Origin of the sequence: Sulfitobacter dubius (assembly GCF_027214245.1) — a bacterium.
GTDB lineage: Bacteria > Pseudomonadota > Alphaproteobacteria > Rhodobacterales > Rhodobacteraceae > Sulfitobacter > Sulfitobacter dubius_A.
Window position 1 is genome coordinate 109,600 of record NZ_JAPWHM010000004.1, and the last position, 13,988, is coordinate 123,587.

A 13,988-nucleotide genomic window follows, 5' to 3' on the forward strand; every position below is an offset into this window, starting at 1 on the left:
CCATGCCGAACCGTGCCCCCTTTCAGATTGCGGGGCATTCCGTTGCCCCCGGCAGCAGCCTTGCGGTCGACCTGCCTGTCTCGATCCTGCCGGATCACACGCCGGTGCATCTGTCGCTTGAGATCTATCACGGCAAGCGTCCGGGCCCGACAATGTTCGTCTCTGCCGCCGTGCATGGGGATGAGGTCATCGGCGTAGAGATCACCCGCCGTCTGCTGCGCGCGCCGCAACTCTCTGCCCTGCGTGGCACGCTGATCGTGGTGCCGGTGGTGAACTCGTTTGGCTTTCTGAACCGCTCACGCTACCTGCCCGATCGCCGCGACCTGAACCGCTGTTTCCCCGGCTCGCCCTCGGGCAGCCTTGGCGCGCGGCTGGCGCATATATTCCTGCAGGAGGTGGTGCTACGCTGCGACTTTGGTGTTGATCTACATTCGGCAGCGATTCACCGCACGAACCTACCGCAGGTGCGCGTCTCGCCCGCTGACAAGGTGACCCAAAAGATGGCGATGGATTTCGGCGCGCCGGTGGTGCTGACCTCACCCCTACGGGACGGTTCTTTGCGCGCGGTTGCGGCAAAACAGGGCACGCCGATCCTGCTTTATGAGGCGGGCGAAGGGCTGCGCTTTGACGAAATGGCTGTGCGTGCGGGGCTTGCGGGGATCCTGCGGGTCATGCGCGGCCAAGACATGTTGCCTGCAAAGGGCATCGCCCGCGCCCGCAGCGCGCCCTATATCTGCACCGCGTCCCATTGGCTCCGCGCCCCTGCGGGAGGGCTCCTGCGCACCTTCCGCGCCGAAGGTGAGACGGTGGCCGAGGACGATCTTCTTGCTATCGTGTCTGATCCCTTTGGCAAGGAAGAGGCCGAGTTGCTGGCCGATGCGCCGGGGATCCTCATCGGGCGGGCGATTTTGCCCATCGTCAACGAAGGCGACGCGGTCTTTCACCTTGCCAAACTCAGCCCCCGCGCGGCGGAGGCAACGGTGGATGATCTGGCCAGCCAGTTGGAAGAAGACCCGCTGTTTGACGAAGATGAGATCATCTAAGCCTGCGCGAGATCACTCCTCACGCAGCAATACTGTAGAGATCGGAACCAAGGCCACATCACTGGCCCGGTCCTGCAACCCCCAGAGCAACAGCGCCGAGACGGTATCGGGCCTCAGGCGGCCCAGCATGATCACCGCCCCCTCCTGCCCGGCCCTGAACGCCGCTTGATCAAGGAAGCGGCGGATCACCCGCGCGGTCTGATCCTTGCTGTCAAAGTCACGAAACACCGGATCCGCAGGCACACCCGCTTTCCGCGCCAGTTTGGGCATGGTGTTGAGCCCTTTGTCTTGCGTAACCAGACCGTGACCTGACTGCGCGAGGATATCTGTTACCTGATCGGTCAGCGCACGGCTGCCTTGAAAACCGCTTTCGGTCCCTTCTAGTACACCCACTACGGGGCCGATCCGGTCGAGCGTGGCGGCAAAGGTCGTCTCGGCGTCACTGGGTTGTGCGCCTTCCGGCAGATCGACCATTGCCAAGACTTCAAACCCGGCTTCGCGGTAAATCTTTACCCGCTCTGCCGCATTTGGCAGAGTGCTGTCGACGGCAAAGCTCAGCGGATAGGGAAAGCTGCGCAGCGCGGCCAAACCAGCACTGCCTGCGGTGACCGAGGTGCCATCGTCGATCAGCACCACGCTCATCAGCGGCTTGCCCTCGGGCAGCTCACCAGCGAGGCTATTGACCACCACGGGGCGCGGGTCTTTAACTACGATCTCGTCAGCCTCGCCGGGCTCTGCCACGGCTGTCGCGCCGGGGCGGTTGATCACAACGCCCGTGTTGCGATCAGTCAGCGTAGCTGCCGGTGTGCCGATGGCCGGGCGGCTATCGCCCTCGGCTTCGGCGGGTTCTGGCGTGACCTTTACGGCCTCCAGATCTTCTGGCACAGGGGTGTTTGCTGCGGCGGTTTCAGTGTCCGCCATGGGTTCGGGCGTGTCTGCTTCGGCCTCAGCAGCAGGTGTGGTATCGACCACATCCGTCGGCGGAGCGGGCTCCACAGCTTCCTCTTCAACCGACACCTCTTCCGCCGGCAAGGTGATTGGATCGGCCTCCTCCACCTCCGGCGCTTCCATGCCCTGTGGGGCGTCAAAGGCGCCTTCGATATCGGCTACATCCGGCGCAGGCGGCTGCGCAGGTTCGGTGCTGATCGAAAGCTCATCCACAGGCTGCGGCACGCCGGGCGCCATGGCTTGTGGGTTCGGCAGCACTGGCTCTTCCGCGCCGGGAGACCTCGGGGTCTGGCCCTCTGGCGCTGCGGGGGTGCTAAGCCCTTCGGCATCGCCCGTTTCCGGCAAGCTGGCTGATGTCTGGGTGTCAGGGTCGAGCGCGGCAAGGCTGTCTTGCTGCGGGACATCCGCACGCGGCGCGGGGGCGTTCAACACCGGCGCGGAATCGCGGCTGCGCCCCTGATCGCCTGCATCGGTCACATTCACCCGCGCCGGCGCGGGACCAGAGCCCGGCGCATCGCCCACCTGCGGCGGCAGCGGCAAGGGCATCATCAGCGACACCGCACCGGCGACGCCGATGCTGGCCACACCGCCCCAAATCAGCCCGCTTAGAATTCCGCGTGCCATCTGCGCTACTCCTGCTGTCTGCGCCACGGCCAGAAAGCCCGGCGATCCCTCAATTGGCTTGCCCCAAACTCTTGACGATAGGGTTCAAGCCTGAACATGTATGCCAAAACCTATACCGCGCCCCGGCGTGGTTTCTCCAGTCCTAATACAAAGAAATGCCTGCCTGTGCTGCTGCTCATCGATAACTACGACAGCTTTACCTATAATCTGGTTCATTACCTGGGCAGCCTCGGCGCGGATGTGCAGGTGCACCGCAATGATGCGCTTAGCGTGGATGAAGCGATGTCCATGAACCCCGCCGGTATCTTGCTGTCTCCCGGCCCCTGTGACCCTGACCAAGCGGGAATTTGCCTAGGGTTGACCCATGCCGCTGCCGAAGCGCGGGTGCCGCTCTTGGGTGTCTGCCTTGGTCATCAAACGCTGGGCCAAGCCTTTGGCGGCAAGGTCGTGCGTGCGGATGACATCGTGCACGGAAAGCTGGGCCAGATGCAACATGAGGGGCGCGGTGTCTTTGCCGGGCTGCCCTCGCCCTTTGGGGCCACGCGCTATCACTCGCTGGTGGTGGAACGCGCAAGCCTGCCGGAGTGTCTTGAGATCACCGCCTCGCTCGAAGACGGCACGATCATGGGGCTGCAACACCGCGACCTGCCGTTGCACGGCGTGCAATTCCATCCAGAATCGATCCGGTCCGAGCATGGCCACGCCCTGCTGCAAAACTTCCTGAATGAGATGAAGGTCCCGGCATGAGTAGCGCGCTGAAACCCTTGCTCGACGCCGCTGCCAACGGGCCGCTCACCTCGGATCAGGCTGTAGAGGCCTTTGAAATCCTCTTCGAAGGCGAAGCCACGCCAAGCCAGATCGGCGGTTTTCTCATGGCCCTGCGCACCCGGGGCGAAACGGTCACCGAATATGCCGCCGCGGCACAGGTCATGCGCAGCAAATGCAACGCCGTGCGCGCGCCCGAAGGGGCGATCGACATCGTTGGCACCGGAGGCGACGGCAAGGGCACACTCAACATCTCCACCGCTGCCGCCTTTGTCGCGGCAGGCGCCGGGGCGATCGTAGCGAAACACGGCAACCGCAACCTCAGCTCGAAATCCGGCGCTTCCGACGCGCTTTCGCAGCTTGGCATCAATGTCATGGTCGGCCCTGCGGTGGTCGAACGTGAATTGGCTGAGGCGGGCATCGGTTTCATGATGGCCCCAATGCATCACCCCGCCGTCGCCCATGTCATGCCCACAAGGTCCGAGCTTGGCACCCGCACGATCTTTAACATCCTCGGCCCGCTCACCAATCCCGCAGGGGTGAAGCGCCAGTTGACCGGCGCCTATACCCGTGACCTGATCGAACCAATGGCGCTGACGCTGAAACAACTCGGCTCTGAAAAAGCGTGGCTCGTGCACGGATCCGACGGCACGGATGAACTGACGATCACCGGCGTTAGCTGGGTCGCCGCACTGGAAGACGGCGTGGTTAACTTGCGCGAATTGCACCCCGAAGACGCGGGACTGCCCGTGCATCCGTTCGAGGCCATCGCCGGGGGTGAGCCTGCCGAGAACACCAAACATTTCAAAGCGTTGTTAGACGGCGCTCCATCGGGTTACCGCGACGCTGTGTTGCTCAACGCGGCCTCTGCCTTGGTCGTTGCGGATGTGGCCCCCGATTTGAAAACCGGCGTCGAAATGGCTCGTGAAAGCATCGACAGCGGTGCTGCGCGTGAGCGGATCGAAAAAGTGGCGCAGATCAGCCAGTCGAAATGACACCGCCAAGCCTCAGCGCGCTTGGCGAATGGGCCGAACTGCCCTTTTTCGCTGCGGACTGGCCGCGTATCGCCGAACAGCTAGCAGCCGAGCCGCGTGAGATTTTGCCGCCCGCTCCCAAGATATTCGCGGCACTTGAACACCTTCAACCTGCAGCGGTGGAGGTGGTGATCCTCGGCCAAGACCCCTATCCAACGCCCGGCCATGCGCACGGCTATGCCTTCTCAGCCGAGCCTCATGTGCGCCCGATACCACGATCTCTTGCCAATATTTTCAAAGAGTTACAGGACGATCTTGGTGCACCGCCTGAAGACCCCGATCTGCGGTTCTGGGCCGATCAAGGCGTCTTGTTGTTGAACAATGTGCTAACGGTTCCAGCGGGCTCTGCGAACGGACATGCGAAACTCGGCTGGCAAACGCTGACCGCTCAGGTGCTGGCCCGCATCTCGGATCGTCCTCGCGCCTATCTGCTCTGGGGCGCCCATGCGCAGAAGGCCGCGGCGGAGGTTGACCCGGCGCAAAACCTCAAGATTGAGACACCGCACCCCTCGCCGCTTTCCGCCCGGCGCGGCTTCTTTGGCTCGCGCCCCTTCAGCCGGGTGAATGACTGGTTGCAGGGCCAAGGCAAGCCCGGCATACATTGGACAAAGCCGTGAGGATGCCATGACCGCCACTATTCTGGAAAAAATCAAAGCCTATAAGCTGGAAGAAATCGCCGCTGCCAAGGCCGAAAAATCGCAGGCTGACATGGAGGCCGCCGCCCGTGCAGCACCGCCCGTGCGCCCCTTTGCGCAGCGCCTGCACGAAGCCTCCCGCGAAGGCTATGGCCTGATTGCCGAGATCAAGAAAGCCAGCCCGTCGAAAGGGTTGATCCGAGAAGATTTTGAGCCCGCCGACCTTGCCCGCGCCTATGCGGCAGGCGGCGCCACCTGCCTATCGGTTTTGACCGATACGCCCAGTTTTCAAGGTGCGAAGGAATTTTTGGTCGATGCCCGCGCAGCCTGCGATCTTCCGGTGCTGCGCAAGGATTTCCTTTACGACCCCTATCAGGTCGCCGAAGCGCGCAGCCTTGGCGCGGATTGCATTCTGATCATCATGGCCTCTGTTTCTGATGCGCAGGCCGCCGAGTTGGAGCAAGCCGCGCAGGACTGGGGCATGGATGCGCTGATCGAAGTGCATGACGCCGCCGAACTGGCCCGCGCCGAAAAGCTTACCAGCCGGATGATTGGGATTAATAACCGCAATCTTAATACCTTCGAGACCTCTCTTGATGTAACACGTCAACTTTCGGAAGCGGTGCCGCCCGATCGTATGCTGGTCTGTGAATCCGGCCTTTACACCCCTGCGGACCTCGCCGATATGGCGGTTTATGGCGCGCGCTGTTTCTTGATCGGCGAAAGCCTCATGCGGCAAGAAGATGTTGAACAGGCCACCCGCGATCTACTGGCCAGCCCCCTCGTCCCGGGGGGTATGTAATGGCGCTGACGCATTTCGACGCCGAGGGTGACGCGCATATGGTCGATGTCTCGGACAAGGCCGTCACCTCTCGCGTTGCCAGAGCCGAAAGCTACATCAAGATGGCACCCGAAACACTTGAAATCATTACCGAAGGACGTGCCAAGAAAGGTGACGTTCTCGGCGTCGCAAGGCTTGCGGGGATCATGGCGGCCAAGCGCACAGCGGATCTGATCCCGCTTTGTCACCCTTTGCCGATCACCAAAGTCAGCGTTGACCTAGCGCCCGACGCCACCCTACCGGGCATTCGGATCTCGGCCACCGTCAAGACAACCGGTCAAACGGGAGTTGAGATGGAAGCCCTCACCGCTGCCTCCGTCGCCGCGCTCACAGTCTATGACATGGCGAAAGCGGTAGATAAGGCGATGGAAATTGGCGGCACGCGGGTCACATTGAAAGACGGTGGCAAATCAGGCCGTTATGAGGCGACATGATCAGCGTTGAAGCGGCAATGGAGGCTGTTTTAGACCTCGTCACCCCGCTAGAAACCGAGGAAATCGCTCTGCGGGCCGCAAATGGCCGCGTCTTGTCACAACCCGTGATGGCGCAGCGCAGCCAACCGCCCTTCGCCGCGTCCTCTATGGACGGCTACGCACTGCGCTGGGCTGAGGTTGAGCCGGACGCGATGTTTAAGGTGGTTGGCGAGGCCGCGGCGGGCCATGGCTACGCAGGGACGCTCCGCGCCGGGCAAGCCATCCGCATATTCACTGGCGCACCCATCCCCGATGGGGCCGATTTCGTGGTGATCCAAGAGGATATCACCCGGCGCGGCAACCTTATCATCCTTGGCCACCGCATTGATGACAAAGACAATATCCGCCCTGCGGGGGGTGACTTCACCCAAGGCGAAGAGCTCACTGCTCCGCGCATTCTGCGCCCCGCCGACGTGGCGTTGCTCGCCGCGATGAACGTCGCGAGAGTGCCCGTCACCCGCAAACCCGTCATCGCGATCCTCGCCACAGGCGATGAATTGGTGCAACCCGGCGAGAGCCCCCGCCCTGACCAGATCATCGCCTCCAACAGCTACGGCCTTGCCGCGATGTTCGAGGATGCAGGCGCCGAGGTGCGTATGCTGCCCATCGCGCGCGACACTGCAGCCTCGCTCAAACAAGCCTTCGCCTTGGCCCGCGGCGCGGACCTTATTGTCACGATCGGCGGCGCTTCGGTAGGCGATCACGACCTGATTGCGCCGGTCGCGGCAGAACTCGGCATGCAACAGGCTTTTTACAAAGTCGCCATGCGCCCGGGCAAGCCCCTGATGGCAGGCAAAATCGGAGCTTCAGCAATGATCGGTCTGCCGGGAAACCCAGTCTCAGCAATGGTTTGCGGGGCGGTCTTCGTGTTGCCGATGCTGCGGCGGATGTTGGGGTTGCAAGACGTACAAGCCACTCTGCGCGATGCGCCACTCGGGCGCGGCATTGGTCCGAATGGACCGCGAGCGCACTATATGCGAGCTCAGCTTCGCGATGGGGAGCTTTATCCGGATGATCGTCAGGATTCATCGCTTCTGTCCGTCTTGGCGCAGGCGGATGCTTTGATGGTTCGTCCGCCCGCGGATCCAGCAAGGAATGCCGGGGATATGCAGCAGTACATTTTGATTTAACGCCCGCAGCGGTTGACACAAAACAAGAACATCCCTAGAACAAAAGCGATAAAAGCTTCAGGGGCCCTGCGATGCTGACCAAAAAACAACTCGATTTGCTTTCTTTCATTCACCAGCGCGTGCAGCGCGACGGCGTCCCGCCGAGTTTTGATGAGATGAAGTTGGCGCTCGATCTGCGGTCAAAATCTGGCATTCACCGTTTGATCACGGCACTAGAAGAACGCGGATTTATCCGGCGCCTTGCCCATCGTGCCCGCGCGATCGAAGTGGTCAAACTTCCTGAAAGCCTTGGCGGTGCGCCCGGGTTTGCCCCGCGCGTGATTGACGGGGATCGCCCCGACACCCCGCCGCCGCCCGCAGCACAATCGGTGACGGCGCAACATGCCTTTGATGTGCCGGTCATGGGCCGGATCGCTGCCGGTGTTCCGATTGAGGCGATCTCACAAGTCTCGCACAGCGTTACGGTTCCGGGTGGAATGATCGCCGGTCAAGGCGAGCACTACGCGCTTGAAGTGCGGGGCGACTCGATGATTGAGGCGGGCATCAACGATGGCGACATCGTGGTTATCCGCGAGACAGCTGTGGCCGACAACGGTGATATCGTGGTCGCGTTGGTCGAGGATCAAGAGGCGACGTTGAAACGTTTCCGTAGGCAGGGGTCTTCGGTCGCGTTGGAAGCGGCGAACGCGGCCTATGAAACCCGCGTACTGCCTTCGGATAAGGTTAAGGTTCAGGGCCGACTGGTGGGGTTGATCCGCACCTACTGACGCTTTGGCCCGCTGTTCCACAAACGCAGGCCGGCACGGTCCCTCGCGGTGGTGATCTGCCAACCCTGGGACGATTTGGTTAGCGCCAGTGCGCCGGTTTCACGTAGGCGAACGGGATCATAGATCGGGCAGCCCCAAGCCTGGGCGGTCTTTATCTCGACAGATGCCACCACGATCTCTTCGGGCTGACAGCCGGTAAATGCAGCGACGGCGCGTTTTCCTGAAAGGTGGATAATTCCAGCCTCTTGCGCGGCCCACCTTTGGGCGGCCATGGCCTGATCGACGCCGTCGCCGTCATTTTCCAACCAATTGCGGGCAACAAATCCGGCACCCCTCTCTTTGCTGAGCGCCCTGCCCGCCGGGGTCATTACACCCACCAACGTCCCAGTATCGGCGACAAGCACATCGGGGCGCGTGGCCCCCTCCCAAAGGGCGAAGGACAACAGCATCGCGGGCGCGCCCAACCAGCGCAGGCGGCCTTGCCACAGGATGAGCCATAGAAATCCAAGCGACAGAAGCGGCAGCACCCATCCCCCCGGCCCCGGCACGAAACTGCGCGCGCCGGGCAGATTTGCCACCAGATCCGCGACCGATAGTATCCACCTGAGGCCGAGCCCCATCGCCCAAAGCGGGAGCCCCTCGCCCCCGATGGGCGCGAGGATGGCGGCCAGCACGGCGGCGGGGATGACCAAGACGCCCATCAAGGGGACCGAAAGCAGGTTTGCCACCAGCCCGTAATGTGCGACCGTGTTAAAATGCGCGGCGGAGATTGGCGCGGTGGCGAAACCCGCAACGGCCGAAGAGATCACGACAGCAGCGACCGGGCGCAGGCGCTTGGGGATGACTTCACCCTCGAAGTCGCGCATCCAGCTAAAGACAGCGACAAGCGCGGTGGTCGCGGCGAAGGACATCTGGAACCCCGGCCCCATCAGCGCCTCGGGGCGCAGGGTCAGCACGATGATCCCCGCCACGGCAACGGCACGCAACGAAATCGCCCGCCGCCCGATCATCAGCGCGCATAATGCGACGGCACACATAATATAGGCCCGCTCGGTCGCGACATTTCCGCCTGAGAGCGCGAGATAGCCGGTGGCGGCGATAAGCGCAGCCGCCGCCGCGATGCTGCGGCTGGGCCACCCAGTGGCCGAAACCGGATGCAGAGCAAGGATCAACCGCGCCGCGCCAAAGACGACCGCGCTGAGCAGCCCCATGTGCAGCCCCGAGATCGCCAATAGATGCGCCAGATTGCTGCTGCGCAGGTTTTGCAGCGCGGCTTGCGAAATGGCGCTGCGGTCGCCGGTGGTGATGGCGGCGGCAAAACCGCCAATGTCTCCGGGCAGATGCGCGCGTACCCGTGCAGATGCGGCCATGCGCAGCCGAAACAGGGCCAGATCGGGGTCCCTTTCGGCGGGTTCCGCGATCCCCAACAGCGGCACCCGGGCATAGCCCACCGCCCCCAGCCCCACGAACCAAGCGTGGCGCTGAAAATCAAAGCCGCCGGGTTCAACCGGGCCCGCGGGCGGCGACAGATGGGCCGTGGTCATCACGAGCATGCCCGGCTTGGGCGCAACCGCGCCGTGGAGTTTTGAGTGGAGCGAGATCCGGACTCGGCTCGGCGTCCGTGCGGGCGGCACCCGCTCCAACCGAACCTGATCAAGCGTGATACGCGGCGCATCCGATTGGCTGCGGTCAAGCGCCACAACGCGCCCTTCGACAGCGCCGTAGTAGCGCCAGCCAAGCACGGGGGCGCTTATCGAATGCGCCCGAAACGCCGCAAGGAGCAACCCCAGCAGAACCAAGGCCAAACCGACCGCGAAGGGTGCAGTGACCTCAGGCAAGGCCCGCGCCACAAGCGCCAACGCGGCGGCGGCGAGTGCGGTGGCCCATAGCAAAGCTACCGAAGGCTCCGCCGCCAGCGAAAAATACCAACCGATCCCCAAAGCGAGGCACACCGGCACCCAGCCGAACAGATGCCCCCGCTGGCGCAGCATTATGGCGCTGAACTGGTTCCAAAGGCCCATGCTTGCCCCCGCGGATCGCACTGGGTAGACAGACGTCAAATCCTAGGACCGGTAGGGTTACCAAACGGTAAACGCCGCTCCGAGCACCATATCTCTGACCGAAAGGCCCACCGCCATGAACGCCCCTGTTGTGACCCGTTTCGCCCCGTCTCCTACCGGGTTCTTGCACATCGGCGGGGCGCGTACCGCCCTGTTCAATTGGCTCTATGCCCGTGGCCGTGGGGGTAAATTCCTGCTGCGCATTGAAGACACCGACCGCGCGCGGTCCACACCAGAAGCAACGAAAGCGATTCTCGCCGGCATGTCCTGGCTGGGTCTGGATCACGACGGCGAAATCGTCAGCCAGTTCGAAAACGCCCCCCGCCACGCCGAAGTGGCGAACGAGCTGCTCGCAGCGGGCAAAGCCTATAAATGTTTCGCTTCCCAAGACGAAATCACCGCATTCCGTGAGGCCGCACGCGCCGAGGGGCGCAGCACGCTCTATCGCTCCCCTTGGCGCGATGCCGATCCGGCGAGCCATCCTGACGCGCCCTACGTGATCCGCATCAAGGCGCCGCTGGAAGGCACCACCGTGATCCGCGATCAGGTGCAGGGCGATGTCACCATCCGCAACGATCAGCTCGACGATATGATCCTGCTGCGCTCGGACGGAACGCCGGTCTATATGCTGGCCGTGGTGGTGGACGATCACGATATGGGCGTGACCCATGTGGTGCGCGGCGACGATCACCTCAACAATGCCGCCCGCCAGATGATGATCTATGAGGCGATGGGTTGGGACGTGCCGGTCTGGGCGCATATCCCGCTGATTCACGGCGCGGATGGCAAGAAGCTGTCGAAACGTCACGGCGCCTTGGGTGCGCAGGAATATCAGGTGATGGGCTATCCTGCGGCGGGCATGCGCAACTACCTCGCCCGTCTGGGCTGGAGCCATGGGGATGACGAATTCTTTACCGATGCACAGGCGCAGGAATGGTTTGACCTTGACGGCATCCGCAAAAGCCCCGCGCAATTCGACCTGAAAAAGCTCGAAAATCTTTGCGGCCAGCATATCGCGCAGGCGGATGATGCCGCGCTGCGGCGCGAAATCGAAGCCTATCTGGAGGCCGCAGGTCAGCCTGCCCTTACGGCACCCCAAGCCGAGGGTTTGGAGAAGGCGATGTATTGCCTCAAAGATCGCGCGAAGACATTCCCGGAACTGCTTGATAAAGCGACCTTTGTCTTAGCGGAGCGCCCGATCACCCCGGATGAGAAAGCGGCAAAGAACCTCGATACGGTATCCCGTGGCATACTGTCGGAATTGACGCCGCAATTGCAAAATGCTAGCTGGAACAAAGAAACGCTGGAGGAGGTACTGAACGGCTTTGCTGCCGCGCATGACACCAAATTTGGCAAGCTGGCGGGGCCGCTTCGGGCGGCCTTGGCTGGCAGGGCAGTCACCCCATCGGTTTTTGACATGATGTTGGTGCTGGGGCGCGATGAGACCCTTGCCCGACTGACGGACGCCGCGGCCTAAGTTTTGGTTCACCACTTCTTTGGGCGGCAGGTATAACTGAACGGGACAGCCCCATTTGGGGCTAGGCCCAGACGGCGGAGAGCATCTCCGCAGCCTACATTCGGGAAGGGATTTCATGACCAATAACAATAAAACCGCAACGCTGACGATCGACGATCAGAGCTTTGAGCTGCCGATTCACAGCCCCACCGACGGCCCCGATGTTGTCGACATCCGCAAGCTTTACGCTCAGGCGGGTGTCTTTACCTACGACCCGGGGTTCACTTCGACCGCGGCCTGCGACAGCACGATTACTTTCATCGACGGTGACAAAGGCGTGCTGCTACATCGTGGCTATCCGATCGAGCAACTGGCGAGCAAATCGCACTACCTCGAAGTATGCTACCTGCTGCTATACGGTGAGCTGCCCGGCCCCAAAGCCTTGGAAGAGTTCGAATGCTTGGTGACCAACCACACCATGCTGCACGAACAGATGATGAATTTCTTCCGTGGTTTCCGCCGCGATGCGCACCCAATGGCGATCATGGTCGGTGTGGTCGGCGCAATGTCGGCTTTCTATCACGACAGCACCGACATCAACGACGAGCACCAGCGCGAAGTCGCGACGATCCGTCTGATTGCCAAGATGCCGACCATCGCGGCGATGGCCTATAAATACACCATCGGTCAGCCCTTCATTTATCCGCGCAACGATCTGGACTATGCGTCGAACTTCCTGCGCATGTGCTTTGCCGTTCCGGCCGAAGACCATGAGGTAAACCCGATCCTGAGCCGCGCGATGGACCGGATCTTTACCCTCCACGCGGACCACGAGCAGAACGCCTCAACCTCCACAGTGCGTCTGGCGTCTTCTTCCGGCGCGAACCCCTTTGCTTGTATCGCCGCTGGCATTGCCTGCCTTTGGGGCCCGGCGCATGGCGGTGCGAACCAAGCCTGCTTGGAAATGCTCAAGGAAATCGGCACGCCCGATCGCATTCCTGAGTTCATCGCCCGCGCCAAGGACAAGAACGATCCCTTCCGCCTGATGGGCTTTGGCCACCGCGTTTACAAAAACCACGACCCGCGCGCGACCGTGATGAAGGAAAGCGCCGACGAGGTTCTGGAGCTGATGGGTGTTGAAAACAACCCTATCCTTCAGGTCGCCAAGGAACTCGAAAAAGCGGCATTGGAAGATCCGTATTTCGCGGAGAAGAAGCTTTTCCCGAACGTGGATTTCTATTCCGGCATCATCCTCGAAGCGATGGGCTTCCCCACATCGATGTTCACCCCGATCTTCGCGCTGGCGCGGACCGTGGGCTGGATCTCGCAGTGGAAAGAGCAGATCAGCGATCCGCAGCTTAAAATCGGTCGTCCGCGCCAGCTTTACCTTGGTGAGGACAAGCGCGACTACGTCGACATCGAGAACCGCTGAACCAACCGACAGTGACATCGCAAACGCCCCGGAATTCCGGGGCGTTTCGCATTTTACCCCAGCCATGCAAACGCCACCGGCGTCAGACGTTGTTGACCCTAGGGCAACAATTGAAATGCGAAGCGGGGTGCGAACACCCCGGTTCCGAATCGCGAAAATCAACGCCACTTCTCGCGGCGTATGCAATGGTTCCGAAAAACAGTGAATGTTTCCAAGCGTTTTGCCAGTTGCGAAACACCGAGGCGCAAATTACGGCCAAATTACGGCACTGTTTCGCTTCGCCTGACAATGACCCCGGCCCGCTTGACGGGAATCCCCCCGGGGCGATACCCTCCCATCAAGAGGCTTTTTCGGGGTGGGAAAGGCATCATCGCGGCACTGCATTGAGGGATTTCTCCTCTCGCGGTCCGGCTGGAGGCCGCCCCAAAGGTAGATGACATTAGGCAGCTTTGCAGCCCGCCCGCGACGAAGGAAAGCACGATGACCGCATCAGAACGGACCAAAGGGCTTCGCTGGGACTGCGCCACCGGTCTGACGCCCGCCAAGGCCAGTGAAATCCCCGGCCCTCAGGGTGCACTGGTGCCCGACACGCTGCATGATTGCGATCAGATTGCGGTGGTCTATGACAAGGGCCAGACCCCGCCGCGGATCACCATCGCGCAGGTGTCGAATTCTGTGCATACGGTTTTGGCGGATGGGGTCGCGGTGGCGGTGGTGGCGCGGGCCAATGGCCCGGCACCTTCGGCAAGCGATGTGCTTTTGGTCGAGCGGAGCTGCTAG

The 13,988-nt window shown here is 62.0% G+C and carries 13 protein-coding genes; 11 read left to right on the forward strand and 2 right to left on the reverse strand.

Annotation, left to right across the window (positions count from 1 at the left end):
• Positions 1–2 precede the first annotated feature (2 nt).
• Positions 3–1,043: a succinylglutamate desuccinylase/aspartoacylase family protein gene (locus tag O4H31_RS10620; protein ID WP_269345548.1), complete on the forward strand. Its 1,041-nt coding sequence runs from the start codon at positions 3–5 to the stop codon at positions 1,041–1,043.
• A gap of 12 nt (positions 1,044–1,055) precedes the next feature.
• Here the strand turns inward: O4H31_RS10620 and O4H31_RS10625 are convergent, their stop codons facing one another.
• Positions 1,056–2,615: a divergent polysaccharide deacteylase family protein gene (locus tag O4H31_RS10625; protein ID WP_269345550.1), complete on the reverse strand. Its 1,560-nt coding sequence runs from the start codon at positions 2,613–2,615 to the stop codon at positions 1,056–1,058.
• A 165-nt stretch (positions 2,616–2,780) separates the two neighbouring features.
• Between O4H31_RS10625 and O4H31_RS10630 the strand changes: the two genes are divergently transcribed.
• From O4H31_RS10630 to lexA, 7 genes are all read left to right on the forward strand, one after another.
• On the forward strand, positions 2,781–3,362 hold the full coding sequence (locus tag O4H31_RS10630; protein ID WP_269345552.1) for an anthranilate synthase component II: 582 nt from the start codon (positions 2,781–2,783) through the stop codon (positions 3,360–3,362).
• Positions 3,359–4,375 (forward strand): anthranilate phosphoribosyltransferase, encoded by a 1,017-nt coding sequence (gene trpD / locus O4H31_RS10635; RefSeq protein ID WP_269345554.1) that lies wholly within the window; start codon positions 3,359–3,361, stop codon positions 4,373–4,375. The genes O4H31_RS10630 and trpD overlap by 4 nt, the downstream gene beginning before the upstream one ends.
• Positions 4,372–5,031: a uracil-DNA glycosylase gene (locus tag O4H31_RS10640; RefSeq protein ID WP_269345556.1), complete on the forward strand. Its 660-nt coding sequence runs from the start codon at positions 4,372–4,374 to the stop codon at positions 5,029–5,031. The genes trpD and O4H31_RS10640 overlap by 4 nt, the downstream gene beginning before the upstream one ends.
• Positions 5,032–5,038: 7 nt before the next feature.
• Entirely contained in the window at positions 5,039–5,851 is an 813-nt protein-coding gene (gene trpC / locus O4H31_RS10645; RefSeq protein ID WP_269345558.1) for an indole-3-glycerol phosphate synthase TrpC, read from the forward strand.
• On the forward strand, positions 5,851–6,324 hold the full coding sequence (gene moaC, locus O4H31_RS10650) for a cyclic pyranopterin monophosphate synthase MoaC (protein WP_269345560.1): 474 nt from the start codon (positions 5,851–5,853) through the stop codon (positions 6,322–6,324). The genes trpC and moaC overlap by 1 nt, the downstream gene beginning before the upstream one ends.
• A complete protein-coding gene (gene glp / locus O4H31_RS10655) occupies positions 6,321–7,493 on the forward strand; it encodes a gephyrin-like molybdotransferase Glp (RefSeq protein ID WP_269345562.1) in 1,173 nt (390 codons plus the stop codon). Before moaC ends, glp begins: the two co-directional genes overlap by 4 nt.
• 71 nt (positions 7,494–7,564) lie before the next feature.
• A complete protein-coding gene (gene lexA / locus O4H31_RS10660) occupies positions 7,565–8,260 on the forward strand; it encodes a transcriptional repressor LexA (protein ID WP_269345564.1) in 696 nt (231 codons plus the stop codon).
• On the opposite strand, the gene O4H31_RS10665 is transcribed toward lexA, so the two are convergent.
• A complete protein-coding gene (locus O4H31_RS10665) occupies positions 8,254–10,281 on the reverse strand; it encodes a ComEC/Rec2 family competence protein (RefSeq protein ID WP_269345566.1) in 2,028 nt (675 codons plus the stop codon). The two genes, lexA and O4H31_RS10665, sit on opposite strands and share 7 nt — an antisense overlap.
• Before the next feature lie 115 nt (positions 10,282–10,396).
• Here O4H31_RS10665 and gltX point away from each other — a divergent pair, with 115 nt between their 5' ends.
• From gltX to O4H31_RS10680, 3 genes are all read left to right on the forward strand, one after another.
• A complete protein-coding gene (gltX, locus tag O4H31_RS10670; protein ID WP_269345568.1) occupies positions 10,397–11,797 on the forward strand; it encodes a glutamate--tRNA ligase in 1,401 nt (466 codons plus the stop codon).
• A gap of 115 nt (positions 11,798–11,912) precedes the next feature.
• On the forward strand, positions 11,913–13,208 hold the full coding sequence (locus O4H31_RS10675; protein WP_269345570.1) for a citrate synthase: 1,296 nt from the start codon (positions 11,913–11,915) through the stop codon (positions 13,206–13,208).
• 480 nt (positions 13,209–13,688) lie between these two features.
• On the forward strand, positions 13,689–13,988 hold the full coding sequence (locus tag O4H31_RS10680; RefSeq protein ID WP_269345572.1) for a hypothetical protein: 300 nt from the start codon (positions 13,689–13,691) through the stop codon (positions 13,986–13,988).

Bases quoted from the DNA above. Each gene is read 5' to 3' on its own strand.
- O4H31_RS10620 (WP_269345548.1), top strand. From the start codon at position 3: ATGCCGAACCGTGCCCCCTTTCAGATTGCGGGGCATTCCGTTGCCCCC.
- O4H31_RS10625 (WP_269345550.1), bottom strand. From the start codon at position 2,615: ATGGCACGCGGAATTCTAAGCGGGCTGATTTGGGGCGGTGTGGCCAGC.
- trpD (WP_269345554.1), top strand. From the start codon at position 3,359: ATGAGTAGCGCGCTGAAACCCTTGCTCGACGCCGCTGCCAACGGGCCG.
- O4H31_RS10640 (WP_269345556.1), top strand. From the start codon at position 4,372: ATGACACCGCCAAGCCTCAGCGCGCTTGGCGAATGGGCCGAACTGCCC.
- trpC (WP_269345558.1), top strand. From the start codon at position 5,039: ATGACCGCCACTATTCTGGAAAAAATCAAAGCCTATAAGCTGGAAGAA.
- moaC (WP_269345560.1), top strand. From the start codon at position 5,851: ATGGCGCTGACGCATTTCGACGCCGAGGGTGACGCGCATATGGTCGAT.
- glp (WP_269345562.1), top strand. From the start codon at position 6,321: ATGATCAGCGTTGAAGCGGCAATGGAGGCTGTTTTAGACCTCGTCACC.
- lexA (WP_269345564.1), top strand. From the start codon at position 7,565: ATGCTGACCAAAAAACAACTCGATTTGCTTTCTTTCATTCACCAGCGC.
- O4H31_RS10665 (WP_269345566.1), bottom strand. From the start codon at position 10,281: ATGGGCCTTTGGAACCAGTTCAGCGCCATAATGCTGCGCCAGCGGGGG.
- gltX (WP_269345568.1), top strand. From the start codon at position 10,397: ATGAACGCCCCTGTTGTGACCCGTTTCGCCCCGTCTCCTACCGGGTTC.
- O4H31_RS10675 (WP_269345570.1), top strand. From the start codon at position 11,913: ATGACCAATAACAATAAAACCGCAACGCTGACGATCGACGATCAGAGC.
- O4H31_RS10680 (WP_269345572.1), top strand. From the start codon at position 13,689: ATGACCGCATCAGAACGGACCAAAGGGCTTCGCTGGGACTGCGCCACC.